The organism is Streptomyces sp. NPDC028907, from assembly GCF_055564995.1.
Genome location: NZ_JBVHVE010000010.1, coordinates 141,953 through 163,584, shown reverse-complemented (window position 1 = coordinate 163,584; position 21,632 = coordinate 141,953). Strand labels below are relative to the sequence as shown.

At 72.9% G+C, this 21,632-nt stretch carries 13 protein-coding genes and 2 pseudogenes; 6 read left to right on the top strand and 9 right to left on the bottom strand.

Translation table 11 applies throughout. The annotated features are described in order from the left end of the window. Positions 1–9: 9 nt before the first annotated feature. From ACZ4UU_RS29025 to ACZ4UU_RS29010, 4 genes are all read right to left on the bottom strand, one after another. Positions 10–1,398, bottom strand: a complete 1,389-nt coding sequence (locus tag ACZ4UU_RS29025; protein ID WP_471906314.1) for an FAD-dependent oxidoreductase — start codon at positions 1,396–1,398, stop codon at positions 10–12. 131 nt (positions 1,399–1,529) lie between these two features. Further along, complete coding sequence (locus ACZ4UU_RS29020) at positions 1,530–2,369, bottom strand: endonuclease/exonuclease/phosphatase family protein (RefSeq protein WP_471906313.1); 840 nt, start codon at positions 2,367–2,369, stop codon at positions 1,530–1,532. A 119-nt stretch (positions 2,370–2,488) separates the two neighbouring features. Continuing rightward, complete coding sequence (locus ACZ4UU_RS29015; RefSeq protein ID WP_471906312.1) at positions 2,489–3,460, bottom strand: serine hydrolase; 972 nt, start codon at positions 3,458–3,460, stop codon at positions 2,489–2,491. A gap of 423 nt (positions 3,461–3,883) precedes the next feature. Further along, complete coding sequence (locus ACZ4UU_RS29010) at positions 3,884–4,276, bottom strand: VOC family protein (protein ID WP_471906311.1); 393 nt, start codon at positions 4,274–4,276, stop codon at positions 3,884–3,886. Positions 4,277–4,475: 199 nt separating this feature from the next. Here ACZ4UU_RS29010 and ACZ4UU_RS29005 point away from each other — a divergent pair, with 199 nt between their 5' ends. From ACZ4UU_RS29005 to ACZ4UU_RS28985, 5 genes and pseudogenes are all read left to right on the top strand, one after another. Then, positions 4,476–5,423 (top strand): hypothetical protein, encoded by a 948-nt coding sequence (locus ACZ4UU_RS29005; protein ID WP_471906310.1) that lies wholly within the window; start codon positions 4,476–4,478, stop codon positions 5,421–5,423. 37 nt (positions 5,424–5,460) lie between these two features. After that, positions 5,461–5,625 (top strand): annotated as a pseudogene (locus ACZ4UU_RS29000) (ARPP-2 domain-containing protein); the annotation flags it as partial. 11 nt (positions 5,626–5,636) lie between these two features. Continuing rightward, positions 5,637–5,840 (top strand): hypothetical protein, encoded by a 204-nt coding sequence (locus ACZ4UU_RS28995; protein ID WP_471906522.1) that lies wholly within the window; start codon positions 5,637–5,639, stop codon positions 5,838–5,840. Positions 5,841–6,051: 211 nt separating this feature from the next. Continuing rightward, entirely contained in the window at positions 6,052–8,313 is a 2,262-nt protein-coding gene (locus ACZ4UU_RS28990; protein ID WP_471906309.1) for an RICIN domain-containing protein, read from the top strand. Further along, positions 8,310–9,155 (top strand): annotated as a pseudogene (locus tag ACZ4UU_RS28985) (ThuA domain-containing protein); the annotation flags it as partial. The gene ACZ4UU_RS28990 and the pseudogene ACZ4UU_RS28985, both read left to right, overlap by 4 nt. On the opposite strand, the gene ACZ4UU_RS28980 reads toward ACZ4UU_RS28985, so the two are convergent. Genes ACZ4UU_RS28980 through ACZ4UU_RS28965 form a run of 4 tightly spaced genes read right to left on the bottom strand, consistent with a single transcriptional unit; the run spans position 9,118 to position 13,740 of the window. Next, the gene (locus ACZ4UU_RS28980) at positions 9,118–10,179 is read right to left on the bottom strand and encodes an NAD-dependent epimerase/dehydratase family protein (RefSeq protein WP_471906308.1); all 1,062 of its coding nucleotides are present in this window, start codon (positions 10,177–10,179) and stop codon (positions 9,118–9,120) included. The pseudogene ACZ4UU_RS28985 and the gene ACZ4UU_RS28980 sit on opposite strands and share 38 nt — an antisense overlap. After that, positions 10,176–11,777: an AMP-binding protein gene (locus tag ACZ4UU_RS28975; RefSeq protein ID WP_471906307.1), complete on the bottom strand. Its 1,602-nt coding sequence runs from the start codon at positions 11,775–11,777 to the stop codon at positions 10,176–10,178. The genes ACZ4UU_RS28980 and ACZ4UU_RS28975 overlap by 4 nt, the downstream gene beginning before the upstream one ends. Continuing rightward, entirely contained in the window at positions 11,774–12,715 is a 942-nt protein-coding gene (locus ACZ4UU_RS28970; protein ID WP_471906306.1) for an alpha/beta fold hydrolase, read from the bottom strand. The genes ACZ4UU_RS28975 and ACZ4UU_RS28970 overlap by 4 nt, the downstream gene beginning before the upstream one ends. Further along, positions 12,712–13,740, bottom strand: coding sequence for a 3-oxoacyl-ACP synthase III family protein (locus tag ACZ4UU_RS28965; RefSeq protein ID WP_471906305.1), 1,029 nt, complete (start codon positions 13,738–13,740; stop codon positions 12,712–12,714). The genes ACZ4UU_RS28970 and ACZ4UU_RS28965 overlap by 4 nt, the downstream gene beginning before the upstream one ends. Before the next feature lie 159 nt (positions 13,741–13,899). Here ACZ4UU_RS28965 and ACZ4UU_RS28960 point away from each other — a divergent pair, with 159 nt between their 5' ends. Further along, entirely contained in the window at positions 13,900–21,387 is a 7,488-nt protein-coding gene (locus ACZ4UU_RS28960) for an SDR family NAD(P)-dependent oxidoreductase (RefSeq protein ID WP_471906304.1), read from the top strand. Here the strand turns inward: ACZ4UU_RS28960 and ACZ4UU_RS28955 are convergent. Continuing rightward, positions 21,384–21,605, bottom strand: coding sequence for a hypothetical protein (locus ACZ4UU_RS28955; RefSeq protein WP_217206949.1), 222 nt, complete (start codon positions 21,603–21,605; stop codon positions 21,384–21,386). The two genes, ACZ4UU_RS28960 and ACZ4UU_RS28955, sit on opposite strands and share 4 nt — an antisense overlap. Between the last annotated feature and the right edge of the window lie 27 nt (positions 21,606–21,632).

Sequence of the window (21,632 nt, the reverse complement as noted above, 5' to 3'; positions counted from 1 at the left end):
GGCCGCCGCTCAGGCGCCCGGTGCCTCCAGGGTCGCCGGTGGCTCGGCGGGGCTCGCGGCGGGTGGGTGGAAGAGGACGGCTCGGGCGACGGGCGGGGCGAACAGGGTGGTGACGGGGGCCGAGAGGGTCAGTACGGAGCGGAAGGCGCGCCCCACGACGGGGTCGCCGGGCGCGCGGTCCTGCACGCGCTGGAGGTACCAGTCGGCGGCGCGGTCCGCGGGCCCGCCGGCCACCGCGTTCCCGACCGCGCCCGGCATCTTGCGGTCCGCCCCGGCGGAGATGTCCCACGCCTGCCGGGACGCGGCGAGAACGGCCCGCTGCACGCGCCGAGTCGTGGGCGTCCGGCGCGGATCGGCCAGTGCGTCGCGCAGCGCGACCGCGCTCATCGCGGCGACGGCCATGCCCTGGCCGTAGATCGGGTTGAAGGTGCACAGGGCGTCACCGGTGGCGAGGAATCCGGCCGGGCAGCTGCCGGGCAGGTCGTAGCGGCGGCGGACGTTGGCGGTACGCCGGTAGCCGAACGCCGGCGTGAGCGGTTCGGCCTCGTCCAGCCACCGGTGCAGGAGCGGGTGCGGCAGCCTCTTGGTGTACGTCACGAACTCGTCGTCGTCCGTGGGCGGTTCGTCGCCGCGCAGCCCCGAGACGATGACGAGATGGCTGCCGTCCTCCAGCGGCAGTGCGCCGCCGGCGTGGACCTGGTCCGGGCTCGGGTAGACGTAGTAGCCGGCGGTGTCACCGCCGAGGACGCCGTCGCGGCCACGGTAGACGCGCGAGGCGTATGCGAGACCCGTGTCGATGGTCTCCTCGTGCGGGACCCCGGACCCGATCGACTGGAGCCACCCCGGTGCCTTCGTGCCGCTGCCGGAGGCGTCGACGACCAGGTCGGCCGCCAGTTCCCGCTGTTCCCCGCGGGCGTCGCCGGAACGGTCCCGCAGGATGACGCCCCGCACGCGTGCGGCGTCGCCGAGCAGCCCTACGACCTCGGTCCCCTGCACCGTACTGATCACCGGGTCGGCCAGGACCCGTCGCCGTACCAGTTCCTCCAACTGCGCACGGGAGCCGGTGTAGATGTGCGTCGTCGCGGGCAGCCGGCGGAACCAGCGGCCGTTCTGCCACAGCACCAGGCCCGACGGCAGGCCCACGCGCGGCGCTCCCGCCGCCCGCAGGTCCGCCAGGATGCCCGGCAGCAGCGACTCCATGGCCACCTGCCCGCCCTCCAGCAGGACATGCGGATGCCGGCCCTGCGGTACGCCGGGCCGCGGCCCCGTCCCGTCCGGGAACCGGTCGCGCTCCACGACCGTCACCCGGTCGGCGTGCCCGGCCAGCACGTGTGCCGCGAGCATCCCCGCCAGACTCCCGCCCACCACGACCGCGTGCCGCCCGCTCCCGCGTCCCACGCCCCAACCACCCGTATTTCCGGCAGAGTTCACCGAGCCGCTCCCCTGTGTCGCCACGTCGCGAGAAGCCACCAGTATTCCGGACCGCGGCACGGGTCGACCGCGTTACAGCCGTTTCGCGCCACCCCGTGTCAGCGCGGGTCCACGTCGGTCTGCAGCATGTGGTGGTCCGAGTACGCGCTGGGTTGCACGCGGTGCTCGAGCGGGGCGAAGCCGCGCAGGAAGACGTAGTCGAACTTGGTGTGCCAGTCGGTGGTCGTCTCGCAGCCGGCGGTCTGCGAGGGACGGCACCGGGGGTCGGTGTCCGTGGCCAGCGCCCACATCTTGGAGAGTTCGGGGGCGTCCGGTACGGCGTTGAAGTCGCCGAGCACGATCGCGCGGTCGTGCCGGGCGACCGCGGCGGCGAGTACGCCGACCTGGCTCGCGCGGAAGGACTCTTGCCGTCGCTGGGCGAGGTGCGTGTTGAAGACCCGCACGGACCGGCCGCCGACCGTGGTGGTGACCGCCATGTACCCGCGGTCCTCGGATCCGCCGTCGGGGTACTCCACGTTGACCCGGTCCGTCATCGGAGCCGCCGAGAGGATCGCCTGGCCGAAGCCTCCCGGGTTCCACGGCACGCCCCCGCAGCGGCCCCAACTCTGCAGAACCGAGCCGTACTTGACGTGGTAGACCAGCCCGTGGAGGTTCTCCAGATAGTCCCGGATCATCTCGACGTCACGCACGCACGCTTCCTGCATGCCGATGACCTGCGGCGCGTACGCGGCGATCTCCGCCGCCCGGTCGACGTTGCTCACCTCGCACGGGTTGCAGATGTTCCACGTCATGACCCGGTTCGGTACGACGTCCCGGGCGGCCTCGACAGGCTGCGATCCGGCGGAGGAGGCACCGAGGGGTGTGCTGGGGCCGACTAGCAGCATGCAAGCCGCGATCACGGCTCCCACCAGCAACCACGCGCTCCGTCCGAGCACCATCGCCTCCTCGATGCGGGCTCTGTCCCGCCCCGCGCCCTGGAGCGACGATAACCCACCCGCCCCACCGGGAGGCGTCCGCGCCCGACTCCTGACTCAGGGCCGGGAAGGCGACACAGGTATCACTGCGGCCAGGGCCGGGCATGAGCGCTGGCCGCGCCGACCGCCGCTCTCGCCGCCCGTTCGACCAGCGAGATGCCGGCTTCCATGGATCGATTGCCGGCGCTGAGGACGGAGACCAGATAGCGGTGCCCGTGCACCGTGACCTGCCCGACGCTGTTGATGATCCACAGGCCGGTCGTGCTCCGCTGCAACCAGCCGTTCTTGAGAGCCCAGCGGGAGCCACGGGAGCCGGCCGCCGACACTCCCCAGTCCTGGTCGTCGGTGATCGAGCCCATCAGGTCCCGGATGTAGGCACGGGACGCCCGGTCGAGCCCTTGGGGTGGGCGAACGGAGGCCATCGGACCCCGCGCGAACACGGCGCGCAACAGCTTGACCTGGTCCGTGGCCGTGGTCCGGGTGAGGCCCCATCTGATGCCTGGGCCGCCCCGTGTCGAGGAAAGCCCCAGCCGTTCGTTCGCCACGCTCAGGCCGTCCGCCTCGCCGATCGCCTGCCAGAGGACGTTGGTGGCGTGGTTGTCACTCGTCCGGATCATCGCCTCGGCGTGTTCGCGCTCCTCGACCGTCAGCTCCCGGCCCTCGTCCTGCGCCTGGAGCAGCAGGGTCGCGAGGATACCCACCTTGATGACGCTCGCCGTTTCGAAGGTCGCGCCCTTCCCGTACGACGCGATCTCCTGGTCGGCGCTGTCGAGGTCGAGCACCGCCACCGCCAGTCGCGTGTCACCGCGCGGCAGGACCGGTCTGAGCGCCCGCGAGAGAGTCGTGCCCCGTTTCTCGCGCGGCGCCGCCGCCGGCCCGGCGGCCGGGGCGCCCGCCCGTGGCAGGGGCGTTGGCGTCTCGTGAACCGTACCGACGGCGGAACAGCCGGCGAACGCCGCCACGACTGCGGCGGCGACACAGGAGGCGGCCCAAACCCTCAGCGAGGGTGCGCGCGGGCCGCGCGCCGTGTGCGTCCGGTTCTGTCCGTCGAACATGGCGGGGCGGGCCTCGATGTTCCTGTGATGAAAGGACGGCGATCAATCTGAAAATATGTCATTCCTGATGGGATCGTGATCATTGATGCCAGGACAGGCGTGTCGTCCCCGATCGCCCGCTGGCGGGAGCTCTTTGCCCGGTGTGCCACCGTGCGGCCAGGGTCCCACCACGGGTGATCGCTCAGTCGTTGCAGCGTGCTGCGCCGCTGTGGGCCCTCGTCGGCGCTCGCTCGGGCGGTCGTCGTGCTGCTCACGCCGGCCGGTGACGGTCCGCAGGAGGCGGTGGAGCGCAGGGCCGGGATGCAACACGAACGTTCACGGTCACGTACAACCCGTCGCCGGAGCCCGGTGGGTACGACTGCGCGCGGATCACCGTCAGAGCCACGGGCACGGACGCGAGTTGAAGGTTCGGCACCCCGCCCGTCAGTTCTCCTGGAGGACGGAGAGGACATTGCCGGCGGGGTCGGTGAACCACGCGATCGCCGCGGGGCCGCCGTTGCCGACCCGGACGATGCCCTTCTCGTCGTGGTCGAATCCGGAGTAGCGCTCGAGGGTCACACCGCGTCGCTCCAGTTCACCGACGGCGGCCTCGATGTCGTCCACGGGGAAGTTGAGGATCGTGAACGTCGCGGGGGCGTGGTTCTCCTTGGGGTAGACGAAGACCTGTGCGCCGCCGCCGAGCTTGAGGGTCAGCAGCCGCATGTCACCCTGCCCGGACTCCTCCACGTCGAGGCCGAGGGTCTCACCGTAGAAACGGCGGGCCTCGCCGAGGTCGTCGACCGAGAAGCCGCTGAACGCCTGTGATTGTCCGAGCATGCCGTGTGTCTCCTTCGCGGATGAGCTGTCCTGCCGTCTCAGGGCACATCACGCATGCGGAGGCTCGGACGCGCGCCGCGCGGGTGGCGTCCGGATGGTCCTGTGTGCTTCACCCTCGCGAAGCGCCCGCCCCGACTCCGGGAGGCAACGGCACTCACTCGACATGCGCGGCGGTCCGGTTCGGTGGAGTCTGGGGATCATGGAGCGTAAGCACGGGCGACGGGCCGGCTCGGCCTTCGACGTGGAGTCCGTGCTCGACGACCTCTACACCACGCCGCCGCCCGGCTTCGTGGCCCGTCGCGAGGAGTTGGCCGCCGCGGCCAGGACGTCCGGCCGGGCGGAGGACGCCCAGAGGATCCACGCCGCCCGCCGCCCCACGCTCGCGGCCTGGGCGGCGAACCTGCTGCTGCGCTCCCAGCCGGAGGAGAGCCGGCGTTTCCTGGAGTTGGGGCGGGCGCTGCGCGATGCCTATCGCACACTGGATGCCGACGGGATCAAGGAGCTGTCCGAGCAGCGACGAGGTGTCGTCTCCGCGTTGTCCCGGCGGGCCGCCGAGCTGGCCCGTGCGGACGGTCACCGCCTGTCGGACGCGGCGCAGCAGGACGTCGAAGCAACGCTGCGGGCCGTGCTCGCCGACGAGGGCGCGGCCGAGCAGTGGGCCACGGGCCGCCTGGAGGGCGCGCTCACCCCGCCCTCCGACTTCCCCTCCCCCACCGGCACCAACACGGCGGCCGGTACGCCGCGCGAGACTCCGAAACGCGCAGCGGCATCGTCGGCGCCGGCGTCGGCCACGCGGGCGAAGGACGACCTGGCCGAGCGGCGGCGTCGCAAGCGGCAGGAGGAACTCGCCCGGGCTCGCAAGGCGGCCAAGGAGGCCGAGCGGCGGCTGCGCGATCGGCGTACGGAGCAGGCGGATGCCGACGCCGCGTTGCGGCAGGCACGTCACCGGCATGACCGGGCCCGTCAGGAGGCCACGGATGCCGAGCAGCAACTGCAGCGGGCACGCCGGGAACTTGAGCGCGCCGACCGGGAAGAGCGGGAAGCCGAGGACCGGCTTCAGGCCACCACGGAGGCCCTGGCCCGGGCAGAGCGGGCGGCGGGCGAGGCGGCCGACGAGGTGGAACGGCTCGCCACCTCCGACGGATAGGGCCGGCCGGGGACGGACGGGCGAGGCCTCGCCGGCCGTGGACGCGTTCGAGGCGGCCTTCGTGGGCACCGAAGTGCCCGGGCCGGCCGACGCGTTGAGCGTCATCGGGATCCACCCCGGTCAGTGCGGGGTGCTGGTCCATCTGGCCGACGCGCCGGCCGCGGCGTTCGTCGTGCCCCACCCGGACGACCACCGCACGCTGCACGCCACCCAGTGGGCCGACTTCCACGACACCACTTTCTGCCGAGTTTCCGTCCCAAGCAGGACAACCACATCGCTGAGGCGATCAGCGACGAGCAGGGGCGGACGGTCTGCCTCAAGACCTTCCGGCTGTCCGAGAGCCAGGTCCGCCGTGGCTATCCGCTCAGCCGTCTCGCCGCCCACGACTGGCACCTGATCTGCTGCGGCCGGAGATGAGGGGCCGCCAGTAGGCAGGGGGTTGGCCTATACCAAAGTCTTGACAGGGCGTTTCCGCCGCTCCTTAAATTCATGAAGTGAAATAAGTGCCCCGGAGGTCGAGCCCTCTGAGGGCTCACCTGTCATGCGCAGGCCAAACGCCCCCTCCCTGCTTGCCGCTCCCGACTCCCCCACCCCCCACTCATGCCGCTTCGCCGGCGCAGGAGAAACCATGCTCCCCACCCCGCGACCAGCCATCGGCGGCCGCCCCCCGTCACGCCGGGCCCGCACCCGTGGCCCCTTGACCGCGGCCCTCGTCGCCGCCGCGACGACCGCCTCGCTCCTGAGCGCTCTCCAGCCCACGCAGGCCGCCGCCGAACAGGCCGCCTCCTCAGCCCCGTCCGCCGCCGCCCTGCCCACCGGCTGGTCCACAGTGGTGAACAGCGGCAGCGGCAAGTGCCTGGACGCGCGGGCGGCCGGCACCGTCAACGGCACGGCGGTGCAGCAGTACGCCTGCAACAACAGCACCGCCCAGCAGTGGAGTCTCACACCGACCAGTGACGGCTTCGTGCGGATCGGCAATCGCAACGACACCCAGCAGGTGGTCGACGTGAGCGAGGTGTCCACGGCCGACAACGCGGCCGTACACCTGTGGACGTACGGCGGCGGGAACAACCAGCAGTGGCAGGCCGTGGACGAGGGCGGCGGCGCCTATCACTTCGTCAACCGGCACAGCGGCAAGTGCCTCGACGTCCCGTCCGCCTCGACGGCCGACAGCGTCCAGCTCGTGCAGTACACCTGCAACGGTACGGCCGCCCAGCGCTTCCAGGTCGCGCCCGTGAGCACCGCCCCGGGCGACGTCGACCTCGGTCCCAACGTGGCCGTCTTCGATCCGTCGATGCCCTCGTCCACGATCCAGAGCCGACTGGACTCGATCTTCCGGCAGCAGGAGACGAACCAGTTCGGCTCGCAGCGCTACGCGGTGATGTTCAAGCCGGGCACGTACAGCAACGACGTCAACGTCGGCTTCTACACCCAGGTCCTGGGCCTCGGCCAGTCCCCGGACTCGGTCACCGTCAACGGGGCCGTTCACGTCGAGGCCGACTGGTTCCCGCCGCAGAACGCCACCCACAACTTCTGGCGGGGCGCCGAGAACCTCTCGGTGAACCCCACCGGCGGCACCGACCGGTGGGCGGTCTCCCAGGCCTCCGGGTACCGGCGCATGCACGTGCGCGGCAACCTCGAACTCAGCGACGGCGGCTGGTCCAGCGGCGGCTTCATGGCCGACACGAAGATCGACGGCCAGGTCCGCTCGGGCACCCAGCAGCAGTGGCTGACCCGGAACTCGCAGCTCGGCAGCTGGACCGGCTCCAACTGGAACATGGTCTTCGTCGGCAGCCAGGGCGTGCCCGGCAACACCTTCCCCAACCCGCCCTACACGACGGTCGGCCAGACCCCGACCGTACGCGAGAAGCCCTTCCTGTACGTCGACGACGCGGGCGCCTACCGGGTGTTCGTGCCTTCGCTGCGTACCAACTCGACGGCCACCAGCTGGGCGAACGGGAACGCGCCCGGTACGTCGCTCGGCATCGACCAGTTCCACGTCGTCAAGCCCGGCGCCACCGCCGCGCAGCTCAACGCCGCCCTCGCCGACGGCAAGAACCTCCTGGTCACGCCCGGCGTCTACCACCTCGACCAGACTCTGCGGGTGACCCGCCCCGACACCGTGGTCCTCGGTCTCGGCCTCGCGACGTTCATCCCGGACAACGGCATCACCGCCATGACCGTCGCCGACGTCGACGGGGTGAAGATCGCGGGCGTGCTCTTCGACGCCGGCACCACCAACTCCCGGACCCTCGTGGAGATCGGCCCCGAGGGCGCCTCGGCCTCCCACGCGGCGAACCCGACCTCGCTGCACGACGTGTGCTTCCGCGTCGGCGGGGCCGCCGTGGGCAAGGCGACCACGAGCCTCGTCGTCAACAGCGACCATGTCATCGGCGACCACATGTGGATCTGGCGGGGCGACCACGGCAGCGGCATCGGCTGGAACACGAACACGGCCGACACCGGGCTCGTCGTCAACGGCGACGACGTCACCATGTACGGCCTGTTCGTCGAGCACTACCAGAAGCACCAGACGATCTGGAACGGCAACGGCGGGCGGACGTACTTCTACCAGAACGAGATGCCCTACGACCCGCCGAACCAGGCCGCCTGGATGAACGGCTCCACCCAGGGGTACGCCGCCTACAAGGTCGCGGACTCCGTCACCAGTCATCAGGCGTACGGACTGGGCAGTTACTGCTTCTTCAACGCCAACCCGTCCGTCACGGCCGAGCACGCCTTCGAGGTGCCGAACAGGCCCGAGGTCCGCTTCCGGAACATGGTGACCGTCTCGCTCGGCGGCACCGGAACCATCCGGCACGTCATCAACGACCGCGGCGGCCCCTCCAACTCGTCCACCAACGTGGCCAACCTGGTGAGCTACCCGTGAGGCGGCTCGTGGCACGTCTGCTGACGGGACTCGCGCTGGTGCTGGGGCTGACCGCGGCCCCGGCGCCCGCCGGGCCCGACGCCTCCGCCGCGCACGGGGCCGCCCCCGCCTTCAAGGTCATCGCCTTCTACAACGGCACCTGGGACGCCGCGCACATCGACTTCGTCAAGGAAGCCAACAAGTGGTTTCCGCGCACCGCCGCCCAGCACAACTTCACCTACAGGGCGACGACTGACTGGAACCTGCTCGCGAACGGAGGCGTGAACGACTACCAGGTCGCCCTCTTCCTCGACGACGCACCGGACACGGCGGCGCAACGGGCCGGATTCGAGCGGTACATGCGGGCCGGCGGCGGCTGGATGGGCTTCCATGTCTCGGCGTTCACCACCGACGCCGGGTCCTGGCCCTGGTACCACGACACCTTCCTCGGCAGCGGGAACTTCCGCTCCAACACCTGGGGGCCGACGACGGCGGTGCTGCGCACCGAGAACCGGACGCATCCGTCCGTGACCGGGCTGCCCGCGACGTTCACCTCGTCGGTGAGCGAGTGGTACAGCTGGTCCAGGGACCTGCGCACCAACCCGGACATCAAGGTGCTGGCCTCCGTCGACCCGACGAGCTTCCCGCTGGGCACGGACCCCAACCAGTCCTGGTACAGCGGCTATTACCCGATCCTGTGGACCAACAGCCGGTACCGGATGCTGTACGCGAACTTCGGCCACAACGCCATGGACTACGCCACGGGCACCCGGCTGTCCTCCACGTTCGCGAGCCCCACCCAGAACCGTTTCCTCGTCGACGGGCTCAAATGGCTCGGCGGCGCGGCCGGCAGCCGGGCACCCGGAGGTGTCGACTGAGCGTGCGCGGCTGGTGATCGGCCTGCGACGCCGTGGCCGCCAGTTCGGCGATCCCCTCGTCGAAGCTGATCGGCGGCTCGAACCCCAGGTCGCGGCAGGCGGCCTCGATGCTGAACCAGTGCGGCTGCACCAGCTCGGCGACGAGGAAGCGGCTGAGCGCGTGGGTGCGGGTGCGTCCGGTCAGGCGTAGGACGTTCTCGCAGGTGGCCGCGGCCGCCTGGGCCAACGGTGCCGGCACGGTGCACCAGGTGGCCCTCAGGCCTGCCGCGCGCAGGAAGTGGGCGGTGAGGTCGCGCAGGGGACGGGGGTCGTCCTGGGTGATGAAGTAGGCGCGGCCTCCGACCGGGGGGCCGCCCTGCTGGAGCCGGTCCAGGGCGAGCAGGTGCGCGTGGGCGGCGGTGCGCAGGTGGGTGGTGTCGACGAGGTTGGCGCCGTCACCGGGCATCACCAGTCGGCCCGCGTGCACGGCCCGTGCCAGGGCCGGTGCGAAGTGCGGGTCGCCGGGGCCCCAGATGATGTGCGGGCGCAGCGAGACCGTGGCCAGGTCGGGGCAGTTGGCGGCCAGGACGAGGGCTTCGGCCCGGGCCTTGGTACGGGGGTAGGCCGCCAGGTGCCGGTCGGGGTAGGGGCAGCTTTCGTCGGCGTCGCGCAGGCCGCCGGGCTGGAAGACGACACTGGCGGTGGACGTGTGGACCAGGGTGCCGATCCCCTGGGCGCGGCACTGGGCGATGACGTTGCGGGTGCCCCGCACATTGGTGTTCCAGTACGGCAGGAGGGGGCCGCTGACGCCGGCGAGGGCGGCGTTGTGGACGACGGCGTCGCAGCCGGCGAGCGCGCGGGAGACCGCGGACGGATCGGCGAGGTCGCCCCGGTGCTGCCGGACGCCGAGGCTCTCCAGGGCGGGGCTTGGGCGGCGGCTGAGGGACGACACCGTGGTGCCCCGGGCGACGAGTTGCCGGCAGATCTCCCGCCCGAGGAAGCCGCTCCCACCGGTGACCAGGACCCTCATCGCGTGGACCTCGGCAGATGCCTGGCGGCGGAGGCGGCGAGCCGGGCGCGGTCGGTCTTGGAGTTGTGGCGGATGTCGGTGGGGAAGCGAGGGTGGAACAGCACGGTGCCGATGCGGCGGCCGTGCGGGTGGTCGCCGAGGGCGGCCCGCAGCGCGTGCAGGATGTCGTCCCTGTCGGTACCGGGGACGGGCTCGACGCACAGCACCGGCCGCTGCTGTCCTGCGGGGCCGAGTCCGACCAGGGCGGTGCGGCGGACTCCGGTGGCGGTGTCGGCGACGGCCTCGACGTCCTCGGTGGTGAGGGTGAAGCCCTCGCCGGTCACGAGGTGCGCCTTGCGGCCGAGATACCAGAGGCGGCCCTGGTCGTCGAGGCGGCCCAGGTCGCCGGTGCGGTGCCACAGTCTGCCGTCGGCGACCGTCTTGGCGGTGACCGTGGCGTCGGGGCGGGCGTGGTAGGCGGGACTGACCACGGGCCCGGCGACGGCGATCTCCCCCAGTGCGGTGGCGTCGGCGTCCAGGATGCGGGCCTCGACACCGGGCAGGGGACGGCCCAGACAGGTGCCGGCGTGGCCCCGGGGCGGCCGGGTGCTGAGCTCGCGCAGGTCACCGGCCGCGATGGCGGCGACGGGCAGGCACTCCGTGGCGCCGTACACGCTGAGGATCTCCGCGTCGGCGGGCAGCACCTCGGCCAGGGCGTCGGCGAGGCGTGGGCGCAGGGACGCGCCGAAGGACAGGACGCGGCGTACGGACGGCAGGGTCAGGCCGGTGCGGGCGCAGTGGCCGACGATGAGGCGAAGGACGGCCGGTGAGGCGACCACGGCCGTGGCGCTGTGCTGCAGGAGCGGGCCGACGATGTGGCCGGGAGGTGTGCGGGCCGGAGCGAGATGGTTGATCCGCGGGGCGACGGTGGGCAGGCCGAGCAGCGGGCCGAACAGGGCGATCGGCAGGAAGCAGGAGAGCAGGACGTCATCGGGTTCCGGCCGCAGGACGGCGGCCAGGGTGGTGAGTTGCCCGGCGATGGTGGCGTGCCGGTACTCGACGCCCTTGGGGCGGCCGGTGGAGCCGGAGGTGAAGGCGATCATCGCCAGGTCGTCGTCGTGCGGCACCGGGGCGGAGGGCGGCGGCCCGCTCCCGTCGGCGACCGGCACCGGCAGGCTCGGGCCCAGGAGCCTGTCCTGGCCGGGGATTCGGCCGCCGGTGACGAGGGCGGTGTGGAGGTGGCCACGGCCCCAGCCCAGCGCTCTGCGCCCGACGTGGGCCAGGCGTTCCCCGACGAAGACGCCGGGGGCGATCTCGTCCAGGCAGCGGCGTACCTCGGCGCGCGGCTCGATCAGGGTGGGGACGGCACCGAGGAGGGCCAACCCGTGGACGGCGACGAAGAGTTCGTAGGCGTCGCGGGTCATGATGACGGCCTTGTCGCCGCGCTTGACTCCGGCCGTGCGGAGGTTGTCAGCGGTGCGGCGGCAGCCGTCCAGGAGTTGCGCGGCCGTGATGGTCTGTGATGCGCGGGCACCGGCGCAGCGGACGAGCGCGGTCGCCTCGGGGTGTTCGTGCAGCCTGGTCAGGCGGGCGTGGATGCTGTCCTGTGGGGTGGTCATCGCTGTCCTCGCAGGAAGGCGCGGAGGTCGACGCCGAGTTCGTGCCCGGCGTCCTCCATCGCGAGATGGCCGGCATTCGGGTAGCGGTGGACGACGGCGTGCGGATGGCGGCGGGTCCACTCGGTGAGGACCTGCGGGGTGAAGACCGGGTCGCGCATGCCCCAGCCGATGAACATCGGGATCCGGCGCAGGTCGTCCGATTCGGCCGACGGTTCGAGCAGCCGCCACGCCTCGTCCGTGTCGTCGCGGGGGATGGCGCGGACGAACTCCGTGATCGCCCTGCGGTTGCCGCGACGCCGGTGAGGCAGGAGGTAGGCGCGCCGTTCGGCGGGCGACAGCGGGTGGGTGACGCCGACGCGGAGCGTGGCCCGGGCGAAGGCGTTGGTGGCGTGGACGGCGGCGGCGACAGATCGGTGGTCCCTGATCCAGCGCAGGTAGAACGGCAGCCGGTAGCCGTCCGGCCAGGGAAAGGCGATGGTGTTGAGGACCACCAGGCGGGAGACGACGCCCGGGTTGCGCAGCAGCCAGGCGAAGCCGAGCGGGCCGCCCCAGTCGTGCACGGCGAAGGTCCAGCCCCGGGCCGGAACTCCCTCCTGGTCGACCAAGTGCCGGTAGAGGGCGTCCAGATGGTCCAGCTGGGCCTGGTAGCGGGCGGCCGTGTCCGTTGGCAGGGCGAGGTGATGGGACAGGCCGAGGCCCGGCAGATCGGGTGCCAGGCAGCGCGCGTGCGGGGTGAGCGCGGGAAGCAGTTTGCGCCAGGCGTAGCTCCAGGTGGGATTGCCGTGCAGGAACAGCAGCGGTTCGCCCGTGCCGACGTCCAGATAGTGCTGGCCGGTCGAGGGGACGAGTCGCCAGTGGTCGCGGGCGGGGTAGCCGGGCAGCAGCCGGCCGAGGAGGGACGCGTGCGGGGCGCCTGCCGTACGGCTCTCGGCGGTCACAGGCGGATCAGCGCCAGACCGAAGCTCATGCCGCTGGCCAGGCCGAGCATCGCCACTGTGTCGCCGGGTTCGACGCGGTCGGCCTCCCTCGCCTTGACCAGTTGCAGGGGCAGGGAGGCCGCGGCGCAGTTGCCGTGGTCGGCGACGGCGGGCATGCAGCGGTCCGCGGGCAGGGGCAGTTTGTCGACCATCTCCTGGTACTGCGGCATGCCGATCTGGTGGAAGGCGATGAACGAGCTGGCCCGGAGCGCCTCCAACTCCCTCTCGGCGGCCCGTTGGAGGAACGTCAGGCCTTCGACCGCGGTGGTGCGCAGCAGGTCGCCGTTGAGCCGTAGGGTCGTGTGCTCGTCGTCGAGCGAACGCGGGTGCATGGATCCGCCGCCGCTCACGGTGCAGGCGTTCCAGGCGGTCGAGTCCGCCGCGAAGCGGAGGGTGAGCACGCCGGGGTCGCCGTCCCCGTCGGGCCCGGCGGTGAGCAGCAGGGCGGCGCCGGCGTCGGAGACCGTGTAGCCGGGCATGGCCCGCATCAGGGCCTCGTGGTCGGGGACGTGCCAGCGGGTGACCATGGAGCCGACCTCGCCGCAGGCGATCAGCACGGTGCGGTAGCGGCGCGTCGCGATGAGCGCGCCGGCCACCTCCATGGCGTTGAGGACGCTGTTGCAGGCGTTCTTCACGTCGAACACCGGGCAGGTGGCGCCCAGTTTGGCCGCCACGATGTGCGAGGTCGACGGTTCGATCATGTCCAGACAGGTGGCGGCGAACAGCAGCAGGTCCACCTGGTCGATGGTCAGGCCGGCGTCGTCGAGCGCCTTGCGGGCGGCGGCGGCCGCGAGGTCCGAGGCACACACGCCCTCTTCGCACGCGTGGACGCCGCGTACGCCGGTGACGTCCTCGAGCAGGCCGGGTGGCGGTACGTAGGGGCTTCCGGCGGCGGCGATGCCGGCCCGGATGTCCTCCATGGTCCGGTAGCGGGGCGGCAGATGGACGGCGACGGCTGTCAAGCGGGCACGCGGGGCTTCGAGCACCGCGCCACCGTAACGGCCGGTCACGCACCGTGATCGATGATTCACTCGTTTGCCTCCCAAGACCCCACCAACGGGTGAAATCGGCCTTGGCCGGTGAACGATGAGGGCAGTGTCCTCCCGCTCGGACCGGCAAGCAGGCGGCGCAACAGGGGGCGGGGCATGGGTGTGGGGCGGGGCATGGGTGTGGGGCGGGACGACCGGTCAGTGGCGGTGGTGGGCGTCGGCTGTCGGCTGCCGGGCGGCATCACCGACCTGGACGGGCTGTGGGCGGCTCTGCGGGACGGTCGTGATCTGGTCGGGGAGATGCCGGAGGACCGGTTTCCCAAGCAGCGGTTCGTAGACCCGGGGGCGGTGCGCCCGGGCCGCAGTTACACGGCCGCCGGGGGCTTCCTCGACGACATCGCGTCCTTCGACGCCGGGTACTTCGGCATCTCGCCCAAGGAGGCGGCGCACATCGATCCGCAGCAGCGGCTGCTGCTGGAGATGGCGGCCGAGGCGCTCGACGACGCGGCCGTCCCGGCCGAGACGCTCGCCGGCTCCGACACCTGCGTGTACGTGGGCGTCTCCGATCCGGCCTACGGCACCGTCCTGTCGATCCTGGAGGACCACACCAGCCCGCACACGATGCCGGGCACCACCCTGTCCATCACCGCGAACCGCATCTCGTACGCCTTCGACCTGCGCGGCCCCAGCATGGCGGTGGACACGGCGTGTTCCTCGTCCCTGGTGGCAGTGGACCGCGCCTGCCGCACCCTGCATGAGGGCACGAGCCGGGTGGCGCTGGCGGGCGGAGTGAACGTGCTCGTCAACCCCTTCTCGTACGCCGGTTTCTCCTACGCGGGGATGCTGTCGCGGCGCGGCCGGTGCGCTGCCTTCTCCGCCGAGGCCGACGGTTTCGTGCGGGCCGAGGGCGGTGCGGTGCTGGTGCTGAAGCGGCTGGCGGACGCGGTGGCCGACGGCGACCGGATCCACGCCGTCCTGGCCGGCACCGGCAGCAACTCCGACGGACGTACGACCGGTATGACGCTGCCCAGTTCCAAGGCGCAGGAGGCGCTGCTGCGCACGGTGTGCCAGGAGGCCGGGATCGAACCGGACGACCTGGTGTACTTCGAGGCGCACGGCACCGGAACGCCGGTCGGTGACCCCGCCGAGGCCCGCGCCATCGGACAGGCCCTCGGCTCGCGGCGCGGCGCGGGCCCGCTGCCCGTCGGGTCGGTGAAGTCCAATCTGGGGCACCTGGAGCCTGCGGCGGGCATGGCCGGCCTGCTCAAGGCGATCCTGGTGCTCCGGCACCGGATCGCCCCCGCCTCGCTGCACGCCCTGCCGCTCAACCCGGCGATCGACTTCGACGCGCTCGGCCTGGCGCCCACGGTGACGCCGGTGGAGTTGCCCCGGTCGGAACGGGCCGCGGTGGGGGTGAACTCCTTCGGCTTCGGCGGCACCAACGCCCACGCGGTCGTCGTACCGCCGCCTGCCGTACCCCGGCCGCTGCGCCCGGGAGCGGAGCCGGCCGACAGGCCGGTTCCGGTGGTGGTGTCCGCGCGGTCGCCCAAGGCGCTGCGGCAGTTGGGCGAGCGGATGGCGCAGCGGCTGCGGGAGGCGGCGCCGGAGGAGTTCTACGACCTGGCTCGCACCAGCACGCTGCGGCGCGGCGCCCACCCGCACCGTGCCGCCGTGCTGGCCGCCGACGCGGGGCAGGCGGCCGACCGGCTGGAGGGGCTGTTCGCCGGATCGCCGTCCCACGGGGCCGTCGTCCGCAAGGCCGAGCGGGGCGCGGTGGCGTTCGTGTACTGCGGCAACGCCTCCCAGTGGCCCGGGATGGCCGCCGACCTGATGGCGGGCGAGGTCGTCTTCCGTACCGCAGTCGAAGAGGCCGACGCCGCGCTGTCCCCGTGTCTGGGCTGGTCCGTGGCCAAGGAACTGGAGCGTCCCGCCGCGGCCCGCTGGGCGCGTACGGAGATCGCGCAGCCGGTGCTGTTCGCCGTGCAGGTGGGGCTCACCGCCCTGTTGGAGTCCCGGGGCGTACGGCCGTGCGCGGTCGCCGGGCACAGCGTGGGCGAGGTGGCCGCCGCGTACGCGGCCGGGGCACTGACCTTGGAACAGGCCGCTCTGGTGCTCGCCCAGCGCAGCCGGACGCAGGCCCGCACGGCGGGCCGGGGCCGTATGGCCGCAGTACGCCTGCCCGAGGACGCCGCCCGGGCGGAACTGGCCCGCTTCGGAGGCGAGTTGGAGATCGCCGGAATCAACAGCGACCGGGACGTGACGGTGGCCGGCGCCCCGGACGCCCTGGCCTTCCTGGGCGCCGAACTGACGGCCCGTGACGTCTTCTTCCGCGAGCTGGAGCTGGACTACGCCTTCCACAGCCGCGCCATGGATCCCATCGAGGAACCGCTGCGCGCCGCCCTCGCCGCTCTGGCACCGGCCGAGGCCCGGGTGCCGTTCGTCTCCACCGTGACGGCGACCCCGTTGACCGGACGGGAGCTGGACGCGGAGTACTGGTGGCGCAACGTGCGCGAGCCGGTCCGCTTCGGGCCGGCCATGGAGCGCCTCGCGGCCGACGGCATCGGCATCGTCGTGGAGATCGGCCCGCATCCGGTCCTGCGTGCCTACCTGCGGCGCACCGGTCTGACCCATGTGCCCACGCTGCACCGGGACGGGGACGGGCCGCGTGAGGCGACCGCCGCGGTCGCCACCCTGCTCGCGGCCGGTGCCGACGTGGACTGGCGGGCCCACTTCCCGCACCCCGGCCGCGTCGTCGACCTGCCCGCCTACCCGTGGCAGCGCGACCGGCACTGGCACGGTGCTCCGCAGGATCTCGTACTGCACACCAGCGGCAGCGGGGTACTGGACCATCCGCTGCTCGGCGAGCGGCTGCCCGCGCCCCACCCCCTGTGGCACGGCACCGTGGAGCCGCAGCTCGTGCCCTGGCTGGGCGATCACCGGATCGGCGGCAGCGTGCTGATGCCGGCGGCCGCGTACGTGGAGATGGCGGTCACCGCCGGGTCGCGGGCGCTGGACCGGCCGGTGGAGGTGCGGCACCTGGACATCGCCCGCCCGTTCGCGCTCGGGTGGCCGGACCCGGCGGGCGCCGCGCTCCAGACCGCCGTCACCCCGGCCGACGGGGCGCTGACCATCAGCACCCGGGACACCCACGGCGGCGAGGTCCAGCCGGTCCTCCGCGCCCAGGTACGCACCCGGCTGGGCGACGCCCCCGGTCCGCTGGACATCCCCGGGGTGAAAGCCCGTTGCTCCCGCACCTTCACCGGCCCGGACCACTACGCGCACTGTCACCGCGTCGGCCTGGAGTGCGGTCCGGCGTTCCAGCTCCTGCGCAGCCTGGACGTGGGCGACGGCGAGCTGCTGGCGTGGTACCGGCTCGACCACCCGGCGGACGGCTACACGGTCCACCCCGTGCTGCTGGACGGGCCGTTGCAGGCCACCGTCGCGCTGGCCGACGGGCCGACCCGTCAGGACGCGGGCTATCTGCCGTCGGCGTTCGGGGCGGTACGGGTGTGGCGCACCCCGGCGCCGGAGGGCGTCGTCCATCTGCGGCGGCGCGGTCGCAGTGCCAACGAGATCTGCTGGGACATCACGTACGCCGATCTCGACGGCACCGTCACCGTCGAGATCGACAAGTGCCGTACCCGGCGTGCCCGGTTCACCGACCACGCCCCGTTGACCGTCCAGCGCACGGTCCTGCGCGCGGCCCCGCACCCGTCGGTGCCCGCCCCGCCGTCCCCGCTGCCCGCTCCGGCCGAGTCGGCTCGCGGCGCCCGCGCGCGGATCGTCGCCGCCCGTGCCGAGCTGGACGACAGCGGTCACGAACGGTTCACGGCCGCGGCGGAACGGGCCGGGGCGCACTGCTGGGCGGCGGCCCTGCGCGGCCTGCTGCCCCGCCCGAGCGAGCCGTTCACCATGCCCGTTCTGGTCGGTCACGGCCTCGCGCCCCGGCACCGCAGGCTGGTGCGGCTGATGATGCCGCTGCTGGTCGAACAGGGACTGGCCGAGGCGGACGGCGAGGGGTGGCGGCTGACCGACGTCACGGCGAACCCCGAGGCGTCCCTGCGTTCCCTGCTGGAGGATCACCCTCCTTTCGGCCCGGTCGCGTTGCTGATCAACACTCAGTTGCGGCATCTGCCCGACGTGTTGCGGGGCGGCCTCGACCCACGTGACCTGCTGCCCGTCGGCGAGAGCTTCCTCGAACAGCACCAGGAGACCGCGCCCGCCCACCGCTTCACCCACCGGGTGGTGCGGGCGCTGCTCGACCGGGTCGTCCGGGACTGGCCCGCCGACCGCCCGCTGCGTGTGCTGGAGGCCGGCGCGAACGACACGGCCCTGACGGCCGCCGCGCTGCCGATGCTGCCGCCCGAACGCACCCACTACGTGTGTACGGCCCCCGCCCACTCGTCCTTCGCCCGCGCGCGGCACCGTTTCGCCACCTGCCGGTTCATCGAGTACCGCACCCTCGACCTGGACGCCGATCCTGCCGTCCAGGGCTTCCCACCGGGGAGCTTCGATCTGGTCCTCGCCGGGGACTGCCTGCACGCGACGGCCGACCTGGCCGCCACCCTGGGACACGTCCGGTCACTCCTCGCCCCGGGCGGCCATCTGCTGGCGACCGAGCGGCATCACGATCGGCTCGACGCGCTGTTGTCGGGCGCTCTGGAGTCCTGGTGGCGACGCGCTGACCGGACCCTGCGCCCCACGACCCGGCTGCTCCCCCGTGACGCGTGGGTGCCCCTGCTGGAACGCTGCGGTTTCACCGGCCCTTGGCAGACGGGGCCCGCGGACCATTCGGTCCTGGTGGCCGCCGCGCCCCGGGTCCCCGTGACCGCGCCCGCCCTCCCCGATCCGCCATCGGGCACGTCCTGGCTCGTCGCCACGGAGAGCGACGCCGAGACCCCGACCGCCCGGGAACTCGCCGTACTGCTGGGCCGCCCGGTCACGGTCCTGCACTCGCCCACCGACGCCGATGCCTGGACGGCGGCCCTGCCCACCGACGCCGCACCGCGCATCGTGCTGCTGCTGGCCGAGCCCGACCCACGGCAACTCGTCGCCCAGGCCGGCCGTCGCGCGACCGTCCTGCGCGCGCTGGCCGCCGCCTGCCGGATTCTCCCCGCCGACCGCGCCCCCCAGGTCTGGCTGGTCACCCGCCCCACCGGTCTGTTCCCCGCGCCGGAACGTCCCGCGCATCCCGAGGACGCGGCCGTCTGGGGCGCCGCCCGCACCCTGGCCAACGAACAGCCCGACCTGGATCTGCGACGCCTCTCCTTCGACCGCACGGCGGAACCGGCCGCCGACGCCCGGCGACTGGCCGCGGAGTTGCTCACGGCATGCCGTACGCCGGACGACGGCGAAGGCGCGGGCGAAGGTGGCGGCACGGTCGAGGGGATGATCGAGGACGAGGTCGTCCTCACCGCGGCCGGTCGCTTCACGCCCCTGCACATCGAGCATCCGGCCGACGAGGCTCCCGCCGTCCCCCTCGGCGTGCCCTTCCTGCTGGAGGCCCGCGACCCCGGGCCCGCCCGGCGCCTGGTCTGGCGGGAGACGACGGTGCCGCGGCCGGGCCCTGGGGAAGTCGTCGTCCGGTTGCGTGCCGTGGCGCTGAACTATCGCGACCCGATGCGCGCCAACGGACTGTTGCCGCCCGAAGCGGTGGAGGACAGTCCGCTCAGCCGCGGGCTGGGCACCGACGGTGCCGGAATCGTCAGCGCCGTCGGCCCCGGCGTACGCGACTTCGCCGTCGGCGACCGGGTGTGCGGTGTCATGCCCGCAGCCCTCGCGTCCCACGGCGTCACCTACGACTACGGCCTGCTCAAGATCCCCGACGGAATGAGCTACGCCGAGGCGGCGACCTTCCCCGTCGCCTTCCTGACGATCCACCACGCCCTGGTCGACCAGGCCCGCATGGCTCCCGGCGAGACGGTGCTCGTGCACGGCGGCGCCGGAGCCGTGGGCCTGGCCGCGCTGCAATGCGCCCACGCCCGCGGGGCCCACGTCATCGCCACCGCCGGGACCGAGACCAAACGGAGCCTGCTGCGCGGCCTCGGCGCCCGGCATGTGCTCGACTCACGCAGCCTGGACTTCGTCCCACGCGTCCTCGAACTCACCGAAGGCCGGGGCGTCGACATCGTGGTCAACTCCCTCAGCGGTGAGGCCATCGCCCACGGCCTCGACCTGCTGCGGCCCAACGGGCGCTTCGTCGAACTCGGCAAGCGTGACATCTTCCTCGGCAACACGCTGCCGATGCGCCCGTTCGACCGCAGCCTGACCTTCATCGGCTTCAACCTCGACCACGTCCTTCTCGACCGCGACCGCGGCACCCGTCTCGTCGCCGACCTGGTGCCCCACATCGAACGCGGCGAGTACCGGCCGCTGCCGCACACGGTCTATCCGGCCGCCCGGGTGGAGGAGGCCTTCCAGGTCCTGCAGCACTCCCGGCACATCGGCAAGGTGGTCATCTCCCTCGACGGCGTCGACGGGGCCGACGAGAGCCCGCTGGACGAACCCGTCCTCGTCCAGCCGGCCTCCCCCTTGCCGCCCCTGGACGGCGACGGCACCTACCTGGTGACCGGCGGCCTGAGCGGGTTCGGCGCCGCGACCGCGCTCTGGCTGGCCGACCACGGCGCCCGGCACCTGGCGTTGGTCTCCCGGCGTGGCGAGGCCGCCCCCGGGGCGCCGGCTCTCCTGGACGACCTGGCCCGACGCGGAGTACAGGCCACCGCGTACGCGGCCGACGTCACCGACGCGTCGGCGCTGCGCCGGGTCATCGAGGCGGTCGACGCCGGCGGGCACCGGCTGCGGGGCGTGGTCCATGCCGCCATGCACCTCGACGACGCGCCCCTGTCCGAGCTCACCGACGACCGGTTCGCGGCCGTCCTGTCCCCCAAGGCGCACGGCGCGGCCCAACTGGACCGCCTCACCGCGGGCCACGACCTCGACCTGTTCCTCACCTACTCCTCGATCGCCGCCGCCGTCGGCAACCTCGGCCAGGCCCCGTACGCGGCCGGCAACGCCTACCTGGAGGCCCAGGCCCGCGCCCGGCGCGCTCAGGGGCGTGCGGCCACCGCCCTCGCCTGGGGGCCGATCGGCGAGACCGGATACGTCGCGCGGCACGACATCGGCGACGCCATGGCGGAGCGGGGCTTCCAGCCCCTCTCCGTCGCCGAAGCCCTCACGACCGCCGAGGGCCTGCTCCACGACGGCGTACTCCGCGACGGCCGGACCGGCCCGGTCACCGACGTCGCGGGCATCGGCCGCTACCGCTGGACCCGCGCCCGCCGGCTGCTGCCCGCCCTGGGCACGGCCCGGTTCGGCGACCTCGTGCCGGCCGACGCCGCGCCCGGCCCCGAGGGCCGCGCGGACCTGCTGCGCGAACTGTCCGCTCTCACACCCGACGAGGCCCGGGCGGCGATCACCCACACCCTGACCCGGCTGCTCGCCGCCGTGCTGCACGGCGACCCCGAGGAACTGGATCCCGCGCGGCCGGTGACGGACTTCGGCCTCGACTCGCTGCTGAGCACCGAGTTCCTGGTCCGGGCCGGCGAGCACTTCGACGTCCGTCTCGCCGCCGCCGAACTGATGACCAGCGACCGCACCCTGAACCATTTCGCACGGCTGGTGCACAGCAGGCTGGACCTCGGCTAGGCGCCGGAATCCCATACGTCGGGGCCACCGCCGCGCCATTCGATCAGTCCGGTCTGCCGCACGTAGTCGGGGTCCGCGCCCTCGATCCCGGCCCGGCGCAGGAACTCGGCCACGTCCAGCAGGCCGTACGCCATCCCCAGGAACTGGTCGTCGACCCGTACGCGCCGCCCGCCGTCCACGGCGGGCGGGTAGACGACGACGGGCTGCGCACTGGCCATGGCACCAGGGTGCGGGGTGGGCCGCTC

Bases quoted from the DNA above. Each gene is read 5' to 3' on its own strand.
- ACZ4UU_RS29010 (WP_471906311.1), bottom strand. From the start codon at position 4,276: ATGCTCGGACAATCACAGGCGTTCAGCGGCTTCTCGGTCGACGACCTC.
- ACZ4UU_RS28960 (WP_471906304.1), top strand. From the start codon at position 13,900: ATGGGTGTGGGGCGGGGCATGGGTGTGGGGCGGGACGACCGGTCAGTG.
- ACZ4UU_RS29020 (WP_471906313.1), bottom strand. From the start codon at position 2,369: ATGGTGCTCGGACGGAGCGCGTGGTTGCTGGTGGGAGCCGTGATCGCG.
- ACZ4UU_RS29005 (WP_471906310.1), top strand. From the start codon at position 4,476: ATGGAGCGTAAGCACGGGCGACGGGCCGGCTCGGCCTTCGACGTGGAG.
- ACZ4UU_RS29015 (WP_471906312.1), bottom strand. From the start codon at position 3,460: ATGTTCGACGGACAGAACCGGACGCACACGGCGCGCGGCCCGCGCGCA.
- ACZ4UU_RS28990 (WP_471906309.1), top strand. From the start codon at position 6,052: ATGCTCCCCACCCCGCGACCAGCCATCGGCGGCCGCCCCCCGTCACGC.
- ACZ4UU_RS28975 (WP_471906307.1), bottom strand. From the start codon at position 11,777: ATGACCACCCCACAGGACAGCATCCACGCCCGCCTGACCAGGCTGCAC.
- ACZ4UU_RS28955 (WP_217206949.1), bottom strand. From the start codon at position 21,605: ATGGCCAGTGCGCAGCCCGTCGTCGTCTACCCGCCCGCCGTGGACGGC.
- ACZ4UU_RS28980 (WP_471906308.1), bottom strand. From the start codon at position 10,179: ATGAGGGTCCTGGTCACCGGTGGGAGCGGCTTCCTCGGGCGGGAGATC.